The organism is Buttiauxella cochleicola (assembly GCF_021282435.1).
GTDB lineage: Bacteria > Pseudomonadota > Gammaproteobacteria > Enterobacterales > Enterobacteriaceae > Buttiauxella > Buttiauxella massiliensis.
Genome location: NZ_JAJSOT010000006.1, coordinates 158394 through 173768 on the forward strand (window position 1 = coordinate 158394; position 15375 = coordinate 173768).

Annotated in this window: 12 protein-coding genes and 1 pseudogene; 7 read left to right on the forward strand and 6 right to left on the reverse strand. The window is 51.8% G+C overall.

What is annotated here, in order from left to right; genetic code table 11:
- The first annotated feature begins 1 nt into the window (after nucleotide 1).
- From LVQ77_RS15325 to ghrB, 3 genes are all read left to right on the forward strand, one after another.
- Nucleotides 2-940: a sugar kinase gene (locus LVQ77_RS15325; RefSeq protein WP_232904880.1), complete on the forward strand. Its 939-nt coding sequence runs from the start codon at nucleotides 2-4 to the stop codon at nucleotides 938-940.
- 68 nt (nucleotides 941-1008) lie between these two features.
- Entirely contained in the window at nucleotides 1009-2307 is a 1299-nt protein-coding gene (locus LVQ77_RS15330) for an MFS transporter (RefSeq protein ID WP_232904882.1), read from the forward strand.
- A gap of 61 nt (nucleotides 2308-2368) precedes the next feature.
- Nucleotides 2369-3343 carry a glyoxylate/hydroxypyruvate reductase GhrB gene (ghrB, locus tag LVQ77_RS15335; RefSeq protein WP_151993746.1) on the forward strand — a complete coding sequence of 325 codons (975 nt, stop codon included), beginning with the start codon at nucleotides 2369-2371 and terminating at the stop codon, nucleotides 3341-3343.
- Between the two features lie 53 nt (nucleotides 3344-3396).
- Here ghrB and LVQ77_RS15340 read toward each other — a convergent pair whose 3' ends face one another.
- The 5 genes and pseudogenes from LVQ77_RS15340 to LVQ77_RS15360 form a co-directional block, all read right to left on the reverse strand.
- Entirely contained in the window at nucleotides 3397-3765 is a 369-nt protein-coding gene (locus LVQ77_RS15340) for a HigA family addiction module antitoxin (RefSeq protein ID WP_232863863.1), read from the reverse strand.
- A 193-nt stretch (nucleotides 3766-3958) separates the two neighbouring features.
- Nucleotides 3959-4321 (reverse strand): YibL family ribosome-associated protein, encoded by a 363-nt coding sequence (locus tag LVQ77_RS15345; protein ID WP_232863864.1) that lies wholly within the window; start codon nucleotides 4319-4321, stop codon nucleotides 3959-3961.
- A gap of 63 nt (nucleotides 4322-4384) precedes the next feature.
- Nucleotides 4385-4964: pseudogene (gene mtlR / locus LVQ77_RS15350) on the reverse strand (mannitol operon repressor MtlR).
- 13 nt (nucleotides 4965-4977) lie between these two features.
- Nucleotides 4978-6123: a mannitol-1-phosphate 5-dehydrogenase gene (gene mtlD, locus LVQ77_RS15355; protein WP_151993750.1), complete on the reverse strand. Its 1146-nt coding sequence runs from the start codon at nucleotides 6121-6123 to the stop codon at nucleotides 4978-4980.
- Between the two features lie 111 nt (nucleotides 6124-6234).
- Nucleotides 6235-8154, reverse strand: a complete 1920-nt coding sequence (locus tag LVQ77_RS15360; protein WP_232904883.1) for a PTS mannitol transporter subunit IICBA — start codon at nucleotides 8152-8154, stop codon at nucleotides 6235-6237.
- Nucleotides 8155-8643: 489 nt separating this feature from the next.
- Here LVQ77_RS15360 and LVQ77_RS15365 point away from each other — a divergent pair, with 489 nt between their 5' ends.
- The 3 genes from LVQ77_RS15365 (at nucleotide 8644) to selB (ending at nucleotide 12555) form a co-directional block, all read left to right on the forward strand.
- On the forward strand, nucleotides 8644-9252 hold the full coding sequence (locus LVQ77_RS15365) for a glutathione S-transferase (RefSeq protein ID WP_232863867.1): 609 nt from the start codon (nucleotides 8644-8646) through the stop codon (nucleotides 9250-9252).
- A gap of 70 nt (nucleotides 9253-9322) precedes the next feature.
- Nucleotides 9323-10711: an L-seryl-tRNA(Sec) selenium transferase gene (gene selA / locus LVQ77_RS15370; RefSeq protein WP_232904885.1), complete on the forward strand. Its 1389-nt coding sequence runs from the start codon at nucleotides 9323-9325 to the stop codon at nucleotides 10709-10711.
- Complete coding sequence (gene selB / locus LVQ77_RS15375) at nucleotides 10708-12555, forward strand: selenocysteine-specific translation elongation factor (RefSeq protein WP_232904887.1); 1848 nt, start codon at nucleotides 10708-10710, stop codon at nucleotides 12553-12555. The genes selA and selB overlap by 4 nt, the downstream gene beginning before the upstream one ends.
- Before the next feature lie 61 nt (nucleotides 12556-12616).
- Here the strand turns inward: selB and exaC are convergent, their stop codons facing one another.
- A complete protein-coding gene (exaC, locus tag LVQ77_RS15380; RefSeq protein ID WP_034460449.1) occupies nucleotides 12617-14155 on the reverse strand; it encodes an acetaldehyde dehydrogenase ExaC in 1539 nt (512 codons plus the stop codon).
- A 188-nt stretch (nucleotides 14156-14343) separates the two neighbouring features.
- Here exaC and LVQ77_RS15385 point away from each other — a divergent pair, with 188 nt between their 5' ends.
- The gene (locus LVQ77_RS15385) at nucleotides 14344-15213 is read left to right on the forward strand and encodes an ROK family protein (RefSeq protein WP_064514544.1); all 870 of its coding nucleotides are present in this window, start codon (nucleotides 14344-14346) and stop codon (nucleotides 15211-15213) included.
- Nucleotides 15214-15375 lie beyond the last annotated feature (162 nt).

Below are 15375 nucleotides of genomic sequence, written 5' to 3' on the forward strand. Positions count from 1 at the left end.
GATGTCGACACAACTTGATGTCATTACCATTGGTGAAGCGATGGCGATGTTTGTCGCAAAGGAAACCGGCGATTTAGCCGCCGCAGAGTCTTTTGTTAAACGGGTCGCGGGCGCAGAACTGAACGTCGCCACCGGGCTTGCGCGCCTTGGGCTGAACGTGGGCTGGGTCAGCCGTGTGGGCAATGACTCTTTTGGCCGCTACGTACTACAACAACTGGCAAAAGAGCAGATCAATAGCCACGGCGTGACTACCGATGAGCGCTACGCAACAGGCTTTCAGCTTAAATCTAAAGCAGAAAATGGAACCGATCCCATTGTGGAATACTTCCGTAAGGGGTCCGCCGCCAGCCATCTTTCTGTTGCTGATTTCAACGAAGAGTACTTTTGTTCGGCACGCCATCTGCATTTGAGCGGCGTGGCGGCAGCGCTTTCTGCCAGCTCATTAGAACTGCTCAATCACGCAGCGAAAGTGATGAAAGAAAAAGGCAAAACGATTTCGTTCGACCCAAATCTGCGTCCGGTATTGTGGAAAAGCGAAGCGGAAATGGTGAAGCAGTTGAATAAACTCGCTTTCCAGGCCGACTGGGTTCTGCCTGGTTTGAGCGAAGGAGCAATTTTGACAGGGCACAAAACCCCGGAAGCGATTGCCGATTTCTATCTCGACCACGGCGTGAAAACCGTGGTGCTGAAAACCGGTGCTGACGGAGCGTGGTTTAAAACTGCCACTGGCGAGAAAGGCGCAGTAAATGCGGTGAAGGTCGAGAATGTTGTCGACACCGTTGGTGCTGGCGACGGCTTTGCCGTAGGGGTGATAAGCGCCCTGCTCGAAGGAAAATCCTTACCACAAGCAGTTAGCCGCGGTAATAAAATCGGCTCACTGGCGATACAAGTCATCGGCGATAGCGAAGGGTTACCCACCCGAGCAGCACTTGGCGAATAAACTAAGATTGCGTCAGCTGTGCCCTACACTCGGCATGATGCGTCTCTCCTCAACATAGAGGCTAGCCTATGAAAACCCAGTCACTTTCATCAAAGACAATTGCGCCAAAACGTTGGTGGTACATCATGCCAATCGTGTTTATCACCTACAGCCTGGCGTACCTTGATCGTGCCAACTTTAGTTTCGCTTCCGCCGCAGGCATTAACGAAGACCTCGGCATCACTAAAGGTATTTCGTCGCTGCTGGGAGCACTATTCTTCCTCGGTTATTTCTTCTTCCAGATCCCAGGGGCGATGTATGCCGAGCGCCGCAGCGTACGCAAACTGATCTTTGTCTGCCTGATTTTATGGGGTGCTTGTGCCTCATTAACCGGCATGGTCAGCAACATTCCAGCGCTGGCGGCGATTCGTTTTATCCTCGGCGTAGTTGAAGCCGCCGTGATGCCAGCAATGCTGATTTACATCAGCAACTGGTTTACTAAATCTGAACGTTCGCGGGCTAACACCTTCTTAATTCTTGGTAATCCGGTGACGGTGCTGTGGATGTCTGTCGTTTCCGGCTACCTGATTCAGGCATTCGGCTGGCGCGAAATGTTTATCTTTGAAGGTATTCCGGCGGTCATCTGGGCATTCGCCTGGTGGGTGCTGGTAAAAGACAAACCGACCCAGGTTGGCTGGTTATCTGATGCTGAAAAAGCGGCGTTGCAGGCGCAACTTGAGAAAGAACAAGAAGGGATTAAAGCGGTACGTAATTACAGCGAAGCCTTCCGCTCGCGTAATGTTGTGCTGCTTTGCATGCAGTATTTCTGCTGGAGTATTGGCGTATATGGCTTCGTGCTATGGCTGCCATCAATCATCCGTAACGCAGGTGCCGCGGGCATGGGAATGGTTGAAGTTGGTTGGTTGTCATCGGTTCCGTATCTGGCGGCGACCATCGCCATGATTGTTGTCTCCTGGGCCTCGGACAAAATGCAAAACCGTAAGCTTTTTGTCTGGCCATTACTGCTTATTGGCGCGTTTGCATTCCTCGGCTCCTGGTTGGTAGGTGCCGATCACTTCTGGGTTTCCTACACTCTGCTGGTGATTGCTGGTGCTGCAATGTATGCACCTTATGGCCCATTCTTCGCGATTATTCCGGAAATGCTGCCGCGCAACGTTGCCGGTGGCGCGATGGCATTAATTAATAGCATGGGCGCTCTCGGTTCGTTTGTTGGCTCCTGGTTTGTTGGTTACCTTAATGGCGCAACCGGCAGCCCGGCCGCCTCCTATGTATTTATGGGGGTAGCATTGCTTGCCTCGGTGTGGCTAACTCTGATAGTGAAACCGGCGATAAACCAACAAGTTCCGGTGAGAGCACACCACGCCTAATTTCAAGTCGGGCGGTCGTTATACCGCCCGGCGATTTTTAAACTGTTCAACGGAGAACGCCATGAAGCCGTCCGTCATCCTCTACAAAAAGTTACCTGACGACCTGCTTGCCCGTCTTGAAAGTCACTTTACCGTCACTCAAGTCAGTTCACTGAGTGCTGAAAATCTCCAAAAAAACGCGGATGTTTTCGCTAATGCGGAAGGGATTTTGGGTTCCAGTGAAACGGTCGGAAAAGAGTTTCTGTCCCACACTCCTAAGCTGCGTGCGGCTTCAACGGTGTCCGTGGGCTATGACAATTTTGATGTCGATGCCCTGAATGCGCGTGGAATTGTACTGATGCACACGCCAACGGTGCTCACCGAAACCGTTGCGGACACCATGATGACGCTGGTGCTGGCGACGGCTCGCCGCGCGGTGGAAGTGGCTGAACGCGTGAAAGCCGGTGAGTGGAAAGGCGGTATTGGCGCGGACTGGTTTGGCATCGACGTGCACCATAAAACGCTGGGGATTCTCGGCATGGGCCGCATTGGCCTGGCGCTGGCACAACGGGCGCATTTCGGCTTCAACATGCCGATTTTGTATAACGCACGTCGCCATCATCAGGAAGCGGAAGAGCGCTTTAACGCCCGTTATTGCGACCTCGACACCCTGCTGGCCGAATCCGATTTCGTCTGTATTTCCCTGCCGCTGACCGATGAAACGTATCATCTGATTGGTGCGGAACAGCTGGCGAAAATGAAATCTTCAGCGATTTTGATTAACGCCGGGCGCGGGCCTGTGGTCGATGAAAAAGCATTAATTCAGGCACTGAAAGACGGCAAAATTCACGCCGCCGGTCTGGATGTGTTCGAGCAAGAACCGCTGCCGGTTGATTCGCCACTTCTCAGCCTGCCGAACGTTGTGGCGCTACCGCATATCGGTTCCGCAACGCATGAAACCCGCTACAACATGGCGGCTTGCGCGGTGGATAATTTAATTGCGGCGTTGAGTGGCAATGTGAAAGAGAACTGCGTGAACCCGCAGGTATTGAAGTAATGTATTGCGGCGGATGACGCTTGCGCTTGTCCGCCCTACGGATTTATCGGCGTTTAATTAAGATCTTGCATTAACTTATCAAAAACCTCATCTCCGTCAGATAACTTACCTGTTTCAGCCTGGACGGAGGAACGAATAAGTTTATCGCGCAAAGCCTGCAATTTAGACATATCAACGGCTCTTTCCGCCGCAGCAAGACTATGAGCATTTTGTAATTTCAACCACACATCAGCAGAACTTCCGATCACGACTGCCAGCTTAACCGCCATTTCAGGCGTAAGCGCTGCTTTTTCAGTTAACAATCGGCTTGCTGTTGAAGGTGCGATATCCATCGCTTTGGCAAACTCACGCAGGCTCACGTTAAGTTCATCAAGCGCTTCCTGAATAATCGCTCCTGGATGTGGGGGATTTTTCATTTTCATTAATGGTAGTCCTCGTAATTTAAGATCCAGGCATCTGATGATACCCTGGATTCTGTTCCCTTGTAGGGAACACTACCATTACTGTTCCGCATCGCGCAACAGCATTTGCTTAGAAGCTTCGCAAAACAGGAATTTTAAGAAAAATAAAAGGGATGAACCTTAACGGATCATCCCTTTTTAAATTCGGACTTTATTAGAAATCAGTCTTAGAAAAACCGGTCATTTCTTCGAGGTCCATCTCACGGCCTAACGCCGTCATTGGATGCACGATAACCAGGCCGCGCACTGCTTTCTTCAGAGCGCCCATGTTGGCTTGTTCTTTCTTAGTGATGGGACGCTTGTACGGCAACGCCATCAGTTTTTGTGCTTCTTTGCTCAGCTTCTGGTTACGCACCGCTTGCAGGCGAACGATCTCAATTTCCAGTTTCGCTTTCTCTTTTTCCATCTCAGCGTACTTTTCAGCATCGTTGATCAGATGCAGTTCTGGCATCTCGTGACGGATAAGATCGAGGCGATCGCTCAGGCGTTTGATTTCTGCTTTTTCGATTTCTTTCATTTTTGATTAACCGTGAATAAAGTTCATTGCTGGCAAGGATACACCATTCGGCGTGAGAGGGACTTACTTCTGGAAGGCTTTTTTTAAGCTGATCCGGGAGATCAGCTCGGTCAAAGAGAGCACCATCGTCGATCGAACAATTTGTTGATAGCGCTGTTTTTGCATGGCAAACAGCTCAGGATCGCTGCCATCAACAAACTTTGGCGTCGGCGGCAGGGCTGAAACACAATGCAGTTCACCGAACGGGCCGAGCATCTCATCGTCGGTAAAATTATATTCGCTACCGTCGTGATTCAACTCTTCGCGCAGCGCCATAAGCAGCTCGCAATCTTCGTACTCTGGGCGATTAAGCACGCCGAGGCCGTAGATAAGTTTGAGACGCACGGAAAGATCCCCTAACGGGCCATCGCCATCCAATAACGGTTCAACCGCGTATTTCACCGCATAATCGTCTTTACGGAAGACCTGCAACACCAGGATATTCACCGCTTCGGTAAGAAGCTCAACCGCGGTGATCAGCAGGCTGCGTACGGTTTTACCGGCATTAAGACGCTCAAGCACACGGTTTTCAAAGGCCTGGGTTTCTTCCATCTTTGCCTACATCACTAAAAGTATTATTGGGTGCAGCCACTTCTTGCCGCACCCGCTTTCCATCACTATTTGCCGTTGTATGCGCTCACCGCTTCTGCCACAACATCGCTATTGGCATCGAGGCCAGAAATTTCAGCAAGCGTCGCCTGCGGGCCTTTTTCTGCCAGCAATTTCTCAAGCTCTTGCGCTTGCGGGTCTTCCGCACTGCGGTAATGCATCGCCGCAGCAATACCTTTGATCAGGTATTGGCGTGGTAAACCGTATTCGATAGTGCCCAGCAGCGGTTTAATCAGACGGTCACCCGCACTCAATTTACGCAGCGGCTGGCGGCCAACGCGCTCCACATCATCTTTCAGATAAGGATTCTCGAAACGACCAAGGATTTTCTGGATGTAGGCTGCGTGCTTGTCTGCATCAAAACCGTAGCGCTTGATCAGCACCGCACCACTTTCGTCCATTGCACCTTTCACGACGCTACGGACTTTTTCATCCAGAATCGCATCGCGAATGGTCTGATGACCGGCCAGTTGGCCAAGGTATGCGGTTATAGCATGCCCGGTATTCAGCGTGAAGAGTTTGCGCTCAACAAACGCCATCAGATTATCAGTAAGTTCCATGCCAGGAATGTTCGGGAGATCACCTTTGAACTGGGTTTTATCAACAATCCATTCGCTGAATGTTTCAACCGTGACTTCAAGCGGGTCATTAGTGGCAGATTCTGACGGTGGAACGATACGGTCAACGGCGGAATCAACAAAGCCAACGTGCTGCTCAACCCACGCTTGATCATCTTCTGAAAGCGCCTTCATGACATGAGCTTTAAGCTGGCTGGTGCCGCGCACCATATTCTCGCAAGCGATGATGTTCAGCGGTTTCTCATTACCGTTGGTACGACGTAGAACCAGACCTTTCGCCACGGCTGGTGCAATGCGTTCAAGCACGACCGGGCCGACTGCCGTGGTCACCAGGTCCACATCGGCAATCAGGGTAATAACTTCATCGCCAATGCTGCTAACAGCATTAACATTGGAAACGGTATCGATTTGCTTTTGCTCGCCAACAACGTGAACCTGGTAGCTATGGCGCGCATTCAGCGCGTCCAGCACAGTCTGGTTCACATCGGCAAAGGTCAGTTGAATACCAGCGTCTGCCAGCAGTTTTCCGATAAAGCCACGTCCGATATTACCTGCACCAAAATGTAATGCTTTCATGTCGTTCACCTTCTTAAATTTGAATTACCCGAGAGGGTTCGGGTGAGGAGGTTTGTGGTATTGACCACCCTCACCAGAGCCCTCTCCCATTGGGGAGAGGGAAATGGAGACTTACTTCTTACCTGCCAGCAGGTCGAGAACTTCCTGAACACTGGTGGTATTGGCCAGGCGATCAATTACTGAATCATCATCCAGCGCGTTGGTCAGGCTGGTGATAACCTGGATGTGTTCGTTATTGCGAGCAGCAATACCGATAACCAGGCGGGCAATATCATCAGTTTCTTCACCGAAGTGAACACCGTGTGGATACTGGCAGAACACAACGCCGGTTTTCAGTACGCGGTCTTTCGCTTCAACTGTACCGTGTGGAACGGCGATACCTTCACCCAGATAAGTTGGGGTCAGTTTTTCACGCTCAAACATCGCATCAACATATTCAGGCTGGACGTAACCACCATTCACCAGTTGCTCACCCGCAAAGCGAATGGCTTCTTCTTTGTTGGTAGCAGTCAGGCCGAGGAACACGTTGCCCGCACCCAGGCGGAACAGCCCTTCTTCACTTGGTACAAAGCTGTCTTCCAGGCTGGTCATCACCTTCACTTCTTTCTCGCTCAGGTTATGGGAGGCCACCAGACGCTCGGTCAGGTTGGAGTACAAGCTGCTGTCGAGGAAGTTAGTCAGGGAAATATGCTGTGCCTGTGGAACCTGGCGCATCGCACGCTCGGTCAGGTCACGGTGGGTAATCACCAGGTCAACATCATCCGGCAGGCTGTTGATTGCACAGTTAGTGACGGAGATATTTTTCAGGCCTGCATCGCTGACTTTCTTACGCAGCACGCCGGCACCCATAGCACTTGAACCCATGCCTGCATCACACGCTACGATGATTTTGCGCACGTGGCTCAGGTCGTTAGACAAGCCTGCACCGACCGCCAGTGGCGCAGTTGCACCTTTGGACTCAGCTTTCATCTCAGCCATACGGCGAGCTGCTGCTTCGATATCGTCTTCTTCTTTCACTTTGCTGGTTTTCAGCAAGATGGCTGATACCACGAAGGACACCACTGTTGCTGCCACAATAGCTGCGATGTTCGCGAAGTAAGCACCTTTTGGCGTCATCGCAAGAACCGCCAGGATGGAACCCGGAGATGCCGGAGAAACCAGGCCGCCGTTCAGCAGAGTCAGAGTGAACACGCCAGTCATACCGCCGAGGATAACGGCCAGAATCAGACGTGGGTTCATCAGCACATATGGGAAGTAAATTTCGTGGATACCGCCCAGGAAGTGGATGATTGCCGCGCCACCCGCAGACTGCTTAGCATTACCACGACCAAAGAACATGTACGCCAGCAATACGCCCATACCTGGACCTGGGTTTGCTTCAATCAGGAAGAAGATTGATTTGCCCAGTTCGTGGGACTGCTGAATACCCAGCGGCGAGAAGATACCGTGGTTGATGGCGTTGTTCAGGAACAGGATTTTCGCTGGTTCTACGAAGATAGAAGCCAGTGGCAACATGTCATGGACAACCATGAAGTTAACGCCTGCCGCCAGAACTTTGGACAGGACTTCAACCGCAGGGCCGATACCCATGAACGCCAGAATCGCCAGAATCATACCGATGATGCCAGCGGAGAAGTTGTTCACCAGCATTTCAAAGCCGGATTTGATTTTGCCGTCTACCCACGCGTCGAAATGTTTAATCGCCCAGCCACCCAGAGGGCCTGCAATCATCGCGCCGAGGAACATCGGCATATCCGCACCGACGATAACACCCATGGTGGTGATTGCACCCACCACACCACCACGGTCACCACCAATCAAACGACCACCGGTATAACCGATGAGCAATGGCAGCAGGTAGGTAATCATTGGGCCTACCAGTTTCGCCAGTGTTTCACTTGGCAACCAACCGGTCGGGATAAATAAGGCGGTGATAATACCCCAGGCGATAAACGCACCGATATTTGGCATTACCATGTTACTCAGGAAACGACCAAAGCTTTGCACTCTGATCTTGATATCGGATGACATACGCACACCCCTTATTGTGTTTACGCGCTGAAAAGAAGCCCGAGGTTTATTGTTAATGTGGTGGCAAGCAACGCTGCCAGATGTTCTAAGTGACGCAAATCTGGCACTGAATCGTTAAGGTGTCCAGCAGGCTAGATTTTGTGTGACTAAGATCACTCATTGCAGGGTGTGGTGAGGCATGATCAGGCGATCCAGATCACATAATTGGTGTGTAAAAAAAACACAGCGGCTGAATTTTGCTCATCATTGACGCCTTTGTGTGATTAGCATCACATTTCACGAGAGGTACTTTGTTATTTAAATGTGATGAGATTCACAAAATATTTTACGTGGATTTTTGCGAGTGTGATCCAGGGCAAATCGGGCATAGGGCGAGAATGGATTTTGTCAGAAAATTACAGCGCAGCGGCAAACAACATCGTGGGATCCCAGGCGTCTTAAGTCTTCCTGATCCATACTTACCCTTTGTCGATTAAAATGGACGATGTAATGAAACTTATCGGTAATTACACCAGCCCGTATGTGCGCAAAATCTCAGTGATCCTGCTGGAAAAGGGCATCACGTTTGAGTTTGTAAACGATAACCCCTGGACTTCAGAAAGCACCACGCCGCAATACAACCCGCTAGGCAAAGTCCCGGCGCTGGTCACCGGCGATGGGCAATACTGGTTCGATTCACCGGTAATTGCCGAATATCTTGAGCTGTTGGATATTGCCCCAGCACTAATCCCACGCGATCCCTTAGCTGCGTTACAGATGCGCCAGATAGAAGCGCTGGCCGATGGCATTATGGACGCGGCCCTGGTTTCGGTGCGTGAACGCCAGCGCCCGCCGGAGCAGCAATCTGAAACGGAACTGCTACGCCAACGTGAAAAAATAAGCCGTAGCCTGACACTGCTCGAACAGTACGTCGCAGATAAAAAACTGGATGCGGAAAACCTAAGCGTCGCGACCATTGCGGTGGCATGCGCTGTGGGCTACCTCAATTTCCGTCGCGTTTCGCCAGGCTGGTGTGTCGATCGCCCACATTTAGTCAAACTGGTGGAGAAACTTTTCGAACGGGAAAGTTTTGCACGTACTGAACCGCCAACAGCATGATCTCCCGCCATGACAGGGGGGCAACTCCCCCTGTAAACTATCGCAATATTTCACCATTCTGCGGCTTGCTATGACTACCCATCGCACCTTGTACAGCCAACTTCCAGCAATCGATAAACTGTTACGTGACGCCTCATTCAGTACTTTGCTGCACCATTTCGGCCACACTCAGGTGGTGAACACCTTACGAGAGATGCTGGAGGTGGCACGGGAACACATTCGTACTCAGGAGATCCTGCCGCCCTGGAACAGCGATTGGGCAGCTCATGCGCAGCTTCAGCTTGAGTCAGGCCAGCGCAGCGCCCTATTACCAGTATTTAACCTGACCGGCACGGTACTGCATACCAACCTGGGTCGCGCATTGCAGGCAGAAGCCGCAATTGAAGCTGTGACTCAGGCAATGCGCTACCCCGTAACACTGGAATATGATTTACATGGTGCAGAGCGCGGGCACCGTGACAGAGCATTGGCGGGCCTGCTTTGCGAACTGACCGGTGCGGAAGACGCCTGTATCGTTAATAACAATGCGGCAGCCGTATTGCTGATGCTGGCGGCATGTGCCAGCGGCGAAGAGGTTGTAGTTTCACGTGGCGAGCTGGTCGAAATAGGTGGTGCATTCCGTATTCCTGATGTGATGCGCCAGGCGGGTTGCCAACTTGTGGAAGTTGGCACGACAAACCGCACGCATTTGAAAGATTACCGCCAGGCGGCGAATGAAAATACGGCGCTATTGATGAAAGTCCACACCAGCAATTACCAGGTTGCGGGCTTTACTAAAGCGGTCGATGAAGCAGAACTGGTAGCACTCGGTAATGAGTTAAATATTCCTGTTGTGACTGATTTAGGCAGCGGTTCGCTGGTCGACTTAACTCAGTGGGGATTGCCAGAAGAGCCTATGCCGCAACAGTTGATCGCCGCAGGCGTAAGCCTTGTGAGTTTCTCTGGTGATAAACTGCTCGGCGGCCCGCAAGCGGGCATTATCGTCGGCAAAAAAGATCTTATCGCCCGCATTCAAAGCCACCCGCTTAAACGCGCATTACGCGCCGATAAAATGACGCTGGCTGCACTCGAAGCGACGTTGCGCCTTTATCAACACCCGGAAACATTGGTCGAACGATTGCCGACGCTGCGTTTGCTAACCCGTAACGCCAGTGAAATCACACAGCTTGCACAACGCCTGTTACCTGCCCTTGAAAGCAAATATGGCGAGCAATTTACCGTTTGCGTAGAACCATGTTTATCGCAAATTGGCAGCGGCTCGTTGCCGGTGGATAGGCTACCCAGTGCAGCTGTGACTTTCACACCAAAAGATGGGCGTGGCGCAACACTTGCCGCGCTCACACAAGCCCTGCGCGAACGACCAAAACCGATTATTGGCCGCATCAGCGATGGGCGTTTATGGCTGGATTTACGCTGCCTTGAAGATGAAGCTGGTTTCATGGAGAACCTGAACCCATGATTATTGCTACCGCCGGGCATGTTGACCACGGCAAAACCACCCTGCTGCAAGCCTTAACTGGCGTGAATGCTGACCGTCTGCCCGAAGAGAAAAAGCGCGGCATGACTATCGACCTGGGCTATGCATACTGGCCACAACCCGATGGCCGCATCCCTGGTTTTATTGATGTGCCAGGGCATGAAAAATTCCTCGCCAATATGCTGGCAGGCGTGGGAGGTATCGACCACGCGCTGTTAGTTGTCGCCTGTGATGATGGCGTGATGGCGCAAACTCGCGAACATCTCGCAATCTTGCAATTAACCGGCAAACCGTCACTAACCGTGGCCTTGACCAAAGCCGATCGGGTGAGTGATGCGCGAATCGATGAAGTACGCGAAGCGGTGCTGGAAACACTCAGTGAATTTGGCTGGCAAGAGGCGGCTTTGTTTGTCACAGCAGCCACCAGCGGCACAGGAATTGATGAGCTACGCACACATCTACTCGCTCTGCCGGAACGTGCACACCCGCGCCAGCATCGTTTCCGTCTCGCTATTGACCGTGCTTTTACCGTCAAAGGTGCCGGTCTGGTCGTGACCGGAACCGCATTAAGTGGCGAGGTAAAAATTGGTGACACACTATGGTTAACCGGTGCTGATAAACCGATGCGTGTCCGCGGTTTGCATGCCCAAAATAGTAAAACCGACACCGCTTTTGCCGGGCAACGCATAGCTGTCAACATTAGCGGCGATGCGGAAAAACTGGATATCAAACGTGGTGACTGGCTGCTGGCGGAACAACCCCTTCAGCCAGTTGAGCGCGTGATCGTACAACTGCAAAGCCATGCACAGCTGCAACAATGGCAGCCGCTGCATATCCACCATGCAGCAAGTCATGTCACCGGGCGCATTTCTCTGCTAGAAGATGACCTCGCCGAACTGGTTCTGGATACGCCGTTATGGCTTGCAGACAATGACCGCCTGGTTCTGCGTGATATATCCGCTCGCGTCACACTTGCAGGAGCGCGCGCCATTCTTCTGCATGCCCCACGCCGCGGTAAACGCCAGCCTGCATTCCTCGCGTGGTTACAACAGCTTAAACAGGCAGAAAATGACCCGCAGGCGCTCGATATCCATCTACAACGAAGCGCCGTTACGCTGACTGATTTCGCCTGGGTGCGGCAGCTGACCTCTCAGGGCTTGCAAGATTTGCTAAACAGAACCGATTTTCTGCGCGCGGGCAATAGCCTGCTTAGCGAGGAAATGGCCGCACGCTGGAAGCAAAAACTACTCGATACCCTGGAGCGCTATCACCAACAGCATGACGACCAACCCGGTCCTGGCCGTGAGCGTCTGCGTCGCATGGCTTTACCAAGTGAAGATGAGCCACTGGTTTTGGCATTGATTGAAAAAATGCGCCAGGAAGGGTTACTCGCAAGCCGACAAGGCTGGCTGCATCTGCCCGATCACAAACCGGGCTTTTCCGCAGAGCAGTTGGCAGTATGGGATAAAATTGACGCACTATTTGGTGATGACCCTTGGTGGGTTCGCGATCTGGCTCGGGAAACACAACAAGATGAACAAGTAGTACGTCAGCTACTGCGTTTTGCCGCGCAACTTGGGTTAGTGACTGCGATCTTAAAAGATCGTTATTACCGTAACGATCGGATTCAAACCTTTGCTAATTTGATCCGCGAGCTGGATCAAACGCAAGGAGCCACCAGCGCTGCGGATTTCCGAGACAGCCTCGGCGTGGGTCGCAAACTAGCGGTGCAAATTCTCGAATACTTTGACCGAATTGGTTTTACCCGCCGCCGTGGCAATGACCATTTACTGCGTGATAAGGCGCTATTCCTGGCCGAGAAATAGCGTAATAAACACATCTCACCTGGCCCAATGCCAGAGTGAGACGTGTCTTTTTCAACTCATATCAGAACAACCCTAACGGCTTATCGGAGTAACTCACCAGCAGACACTTGGTCTGCTGATAATGATCCAGCATCATTTTATGGGTTTCACGCCCGATACCGGATTGTTTGTAGCCCCCAAACGCCGCATGCGCTGGATAAGCGTGATAACAGTTAGTCCACACGCGCCCCGCCTGAATGCCACGGCCCATTTTGTACGCCAGATTACCGTTACGACTCCAGACACCAGCGCCGAGGCCATATTCGGTATCGTTCGCCAGCTCCAATGCTTCTTCTACAGTTTTGAAGGTCGTCACAGCGAGCACCGGCCCGAAGATCTCTTCCTGGAAAACGCGCATATTATTTTTGCCGAACAGAATGGTTGGCTCGAGGTAATAACCCGCTTTCAGGTCACCCTCCAGTGCTTTGCGGCGCCCACCAGTCAGGACATCAGCCCCTTCTTTTTTGCCGATATCGATGTAGTTCAGAATGGTTTCCATCTGCCCTTGTGACACCTGCGCCCCCATTTGGGTACGTGAGTCCAGAGGGTTACCACTGCGGATAGATTCCACACGGCGAATCGCACGCTCCATAAAGCGTTCATAGATGGATTCCTGCACCAACGCGCGGCTCGGGCAGGTACACACTTCGCCCTGGTTGAAGGCGAACAGCGCAAAACCTTCCAGTGCCTTGTCGAAAAATGCGTCCTCTTCGTCCATCACATCAGCAAAGAAGATATTTGGGGATTTACCGCCCAACTCCAGCGTGACCGGGATAATGTTTTGAGTCGCATACTGCATTATCTGCTGGCCCACTTCAGTGGAGCCGGTAAAAGCAACTTTGGCGATACGTTTGGACGTTGCCAGATATTCACCGATTTCACCGCCAGCACCGTTCACTACGTTGATGACACCCGGCGGTAGCAAATCGCCCACCAACTCCATCAGCAGCAGAACCGACAGCGGCGTTAAACGTGCAGGTTTGAGCACGATGCAGTTGCCCGCAGCCAGTGCCGGAGCCATTTTCCAGCTCGCCATCAGCAGTGGGAAGTTCCACGGAATAATTTGTGCTACTACACCGAGCGGTTCATGGAAGTGATACGCCACCGTATCGCCGTCCACTTCACTGATCCCGCCTTCCTGAGCGCGAATACAGGACGCAAAATAGCGGAAATGGTCGATAGCCAAAGGCACGTCGGCACCGCTGGTTTCACGGATTGGTTTGCCGTTATCCCAGGTCTCAGCCGCCGCCAGCAGCTCAATATTCTGCTCCATGCGATCGGCAATTTTTAGCAGAATATTGGCACGTTCCTGAACTGACATACCGCCCCAGCCTGCTTTTGCCTCATGCGCTGCATCTAACGCTAAATCAATATCGCCTTTGCTGGAGCTGGCTATCTCGCATAGTGGTTGCCCAGTAACTGGGGTAAGGTTTTCGTAGTATTTTCCCTCGACAGGAGCTACCCACTGGCCGCCAATGAAGTTGTCGTAACGAGGTTTAAGCTTGAGCGGGAAACCATACTCGCCCGGGATAATTCGGGTATCGGGAGGATTATTTGTCATGTGAATCTCCTTGTCGTTTGCACTCTCAAGCGTAGTCGCCAGCGGTGAATTCTTCGCCAATGTTTGAGCGCTTTACGACACAGGTCACGGATTGGTTTTTCGTTGATTAAGAGTAATCAGCCTGCAGGTTATTGGTTTTGATACATACTTAAAGTTTACCTTTTCCCGTTTCGCTACAAGGATTGCTCATGCGCCTGTTTATTAGTTTCGATGTGGGCGGCACCCACGTTAAGCATGGTTTATTCACTGAAGAGGGGGAGGTGCTGATCGCTGAAGAGTATGACACTCACTATGACCGCCAGCAGTTTCTGGATGCCTGGCAAAGTGTGGTGGCGGGCTATCGGCAGCATAATGAAATTGCCGGGATTGCCATCAGTTTTCCCGGTTATATCAACCCTCATACCGGCAATGTCCCCAAAGCGGGGGCGCTTGAGTTTCTTGACGGCTGCAATTTGCTGGAGATTTTTGGCGAACTGACAGACCTGCCCATTACCGTTGAAAATGATGCTAACTGTGCAGCCCTCGGTGAGATGTGGTTGGGTGCGGGCAATGAATATGATTCGCTGGTCTGCGTGACGATTGGTACCGGCATTGGCGGTGGCATTATCGTAAACCGAGAACTTATGCGCGGTTCGCACTTCAGGGCCGGTGAGTTTGGCGTATTGCCGGTAGGAAAATATGGTGAGGATATGCATCAGTTAGCGTCAGCCAAAGGGTTGATGGATGCATGCCGTCGCGAGATGAATATCCCGGCAGATGAGAAAATTCGCGGTCAGGATATTTTTGCCCGTGCTGAAACAGATCTGCATATTCAGGGTGTTATCGACAACTGGGTGAAATACCTGGCGCGTGGGATTTATAGCGTTGTGTCACTATTTGATCCTCAAGCGATTTTGCTGGGCGGCGGCGTCAGTACTCAGCCTATGCTCTACCCGATGCTGGAACGTCACCTGGAAGGGTTTAAGTTCTGGGATGTGCTACAAGTGCCGATTCGCCCCTGCAAGCTGGGGAATAAGGCGGGTATGCTCGGCGCGGTTTGGCTGGCAAAACAGAAATAAAAAAAGCCCGACGAATTTGTCGGGCAACGGACGATTAATGAAATATTTCTTATATACCTCTCATACTTCGTGCCACACAGGAAAAATGCGCTTACATGCTTCCAGGGTGTGGCACGGAATAATCAAGGTAACTTCTTTCTGCACTTTCGGGATGAATTCACG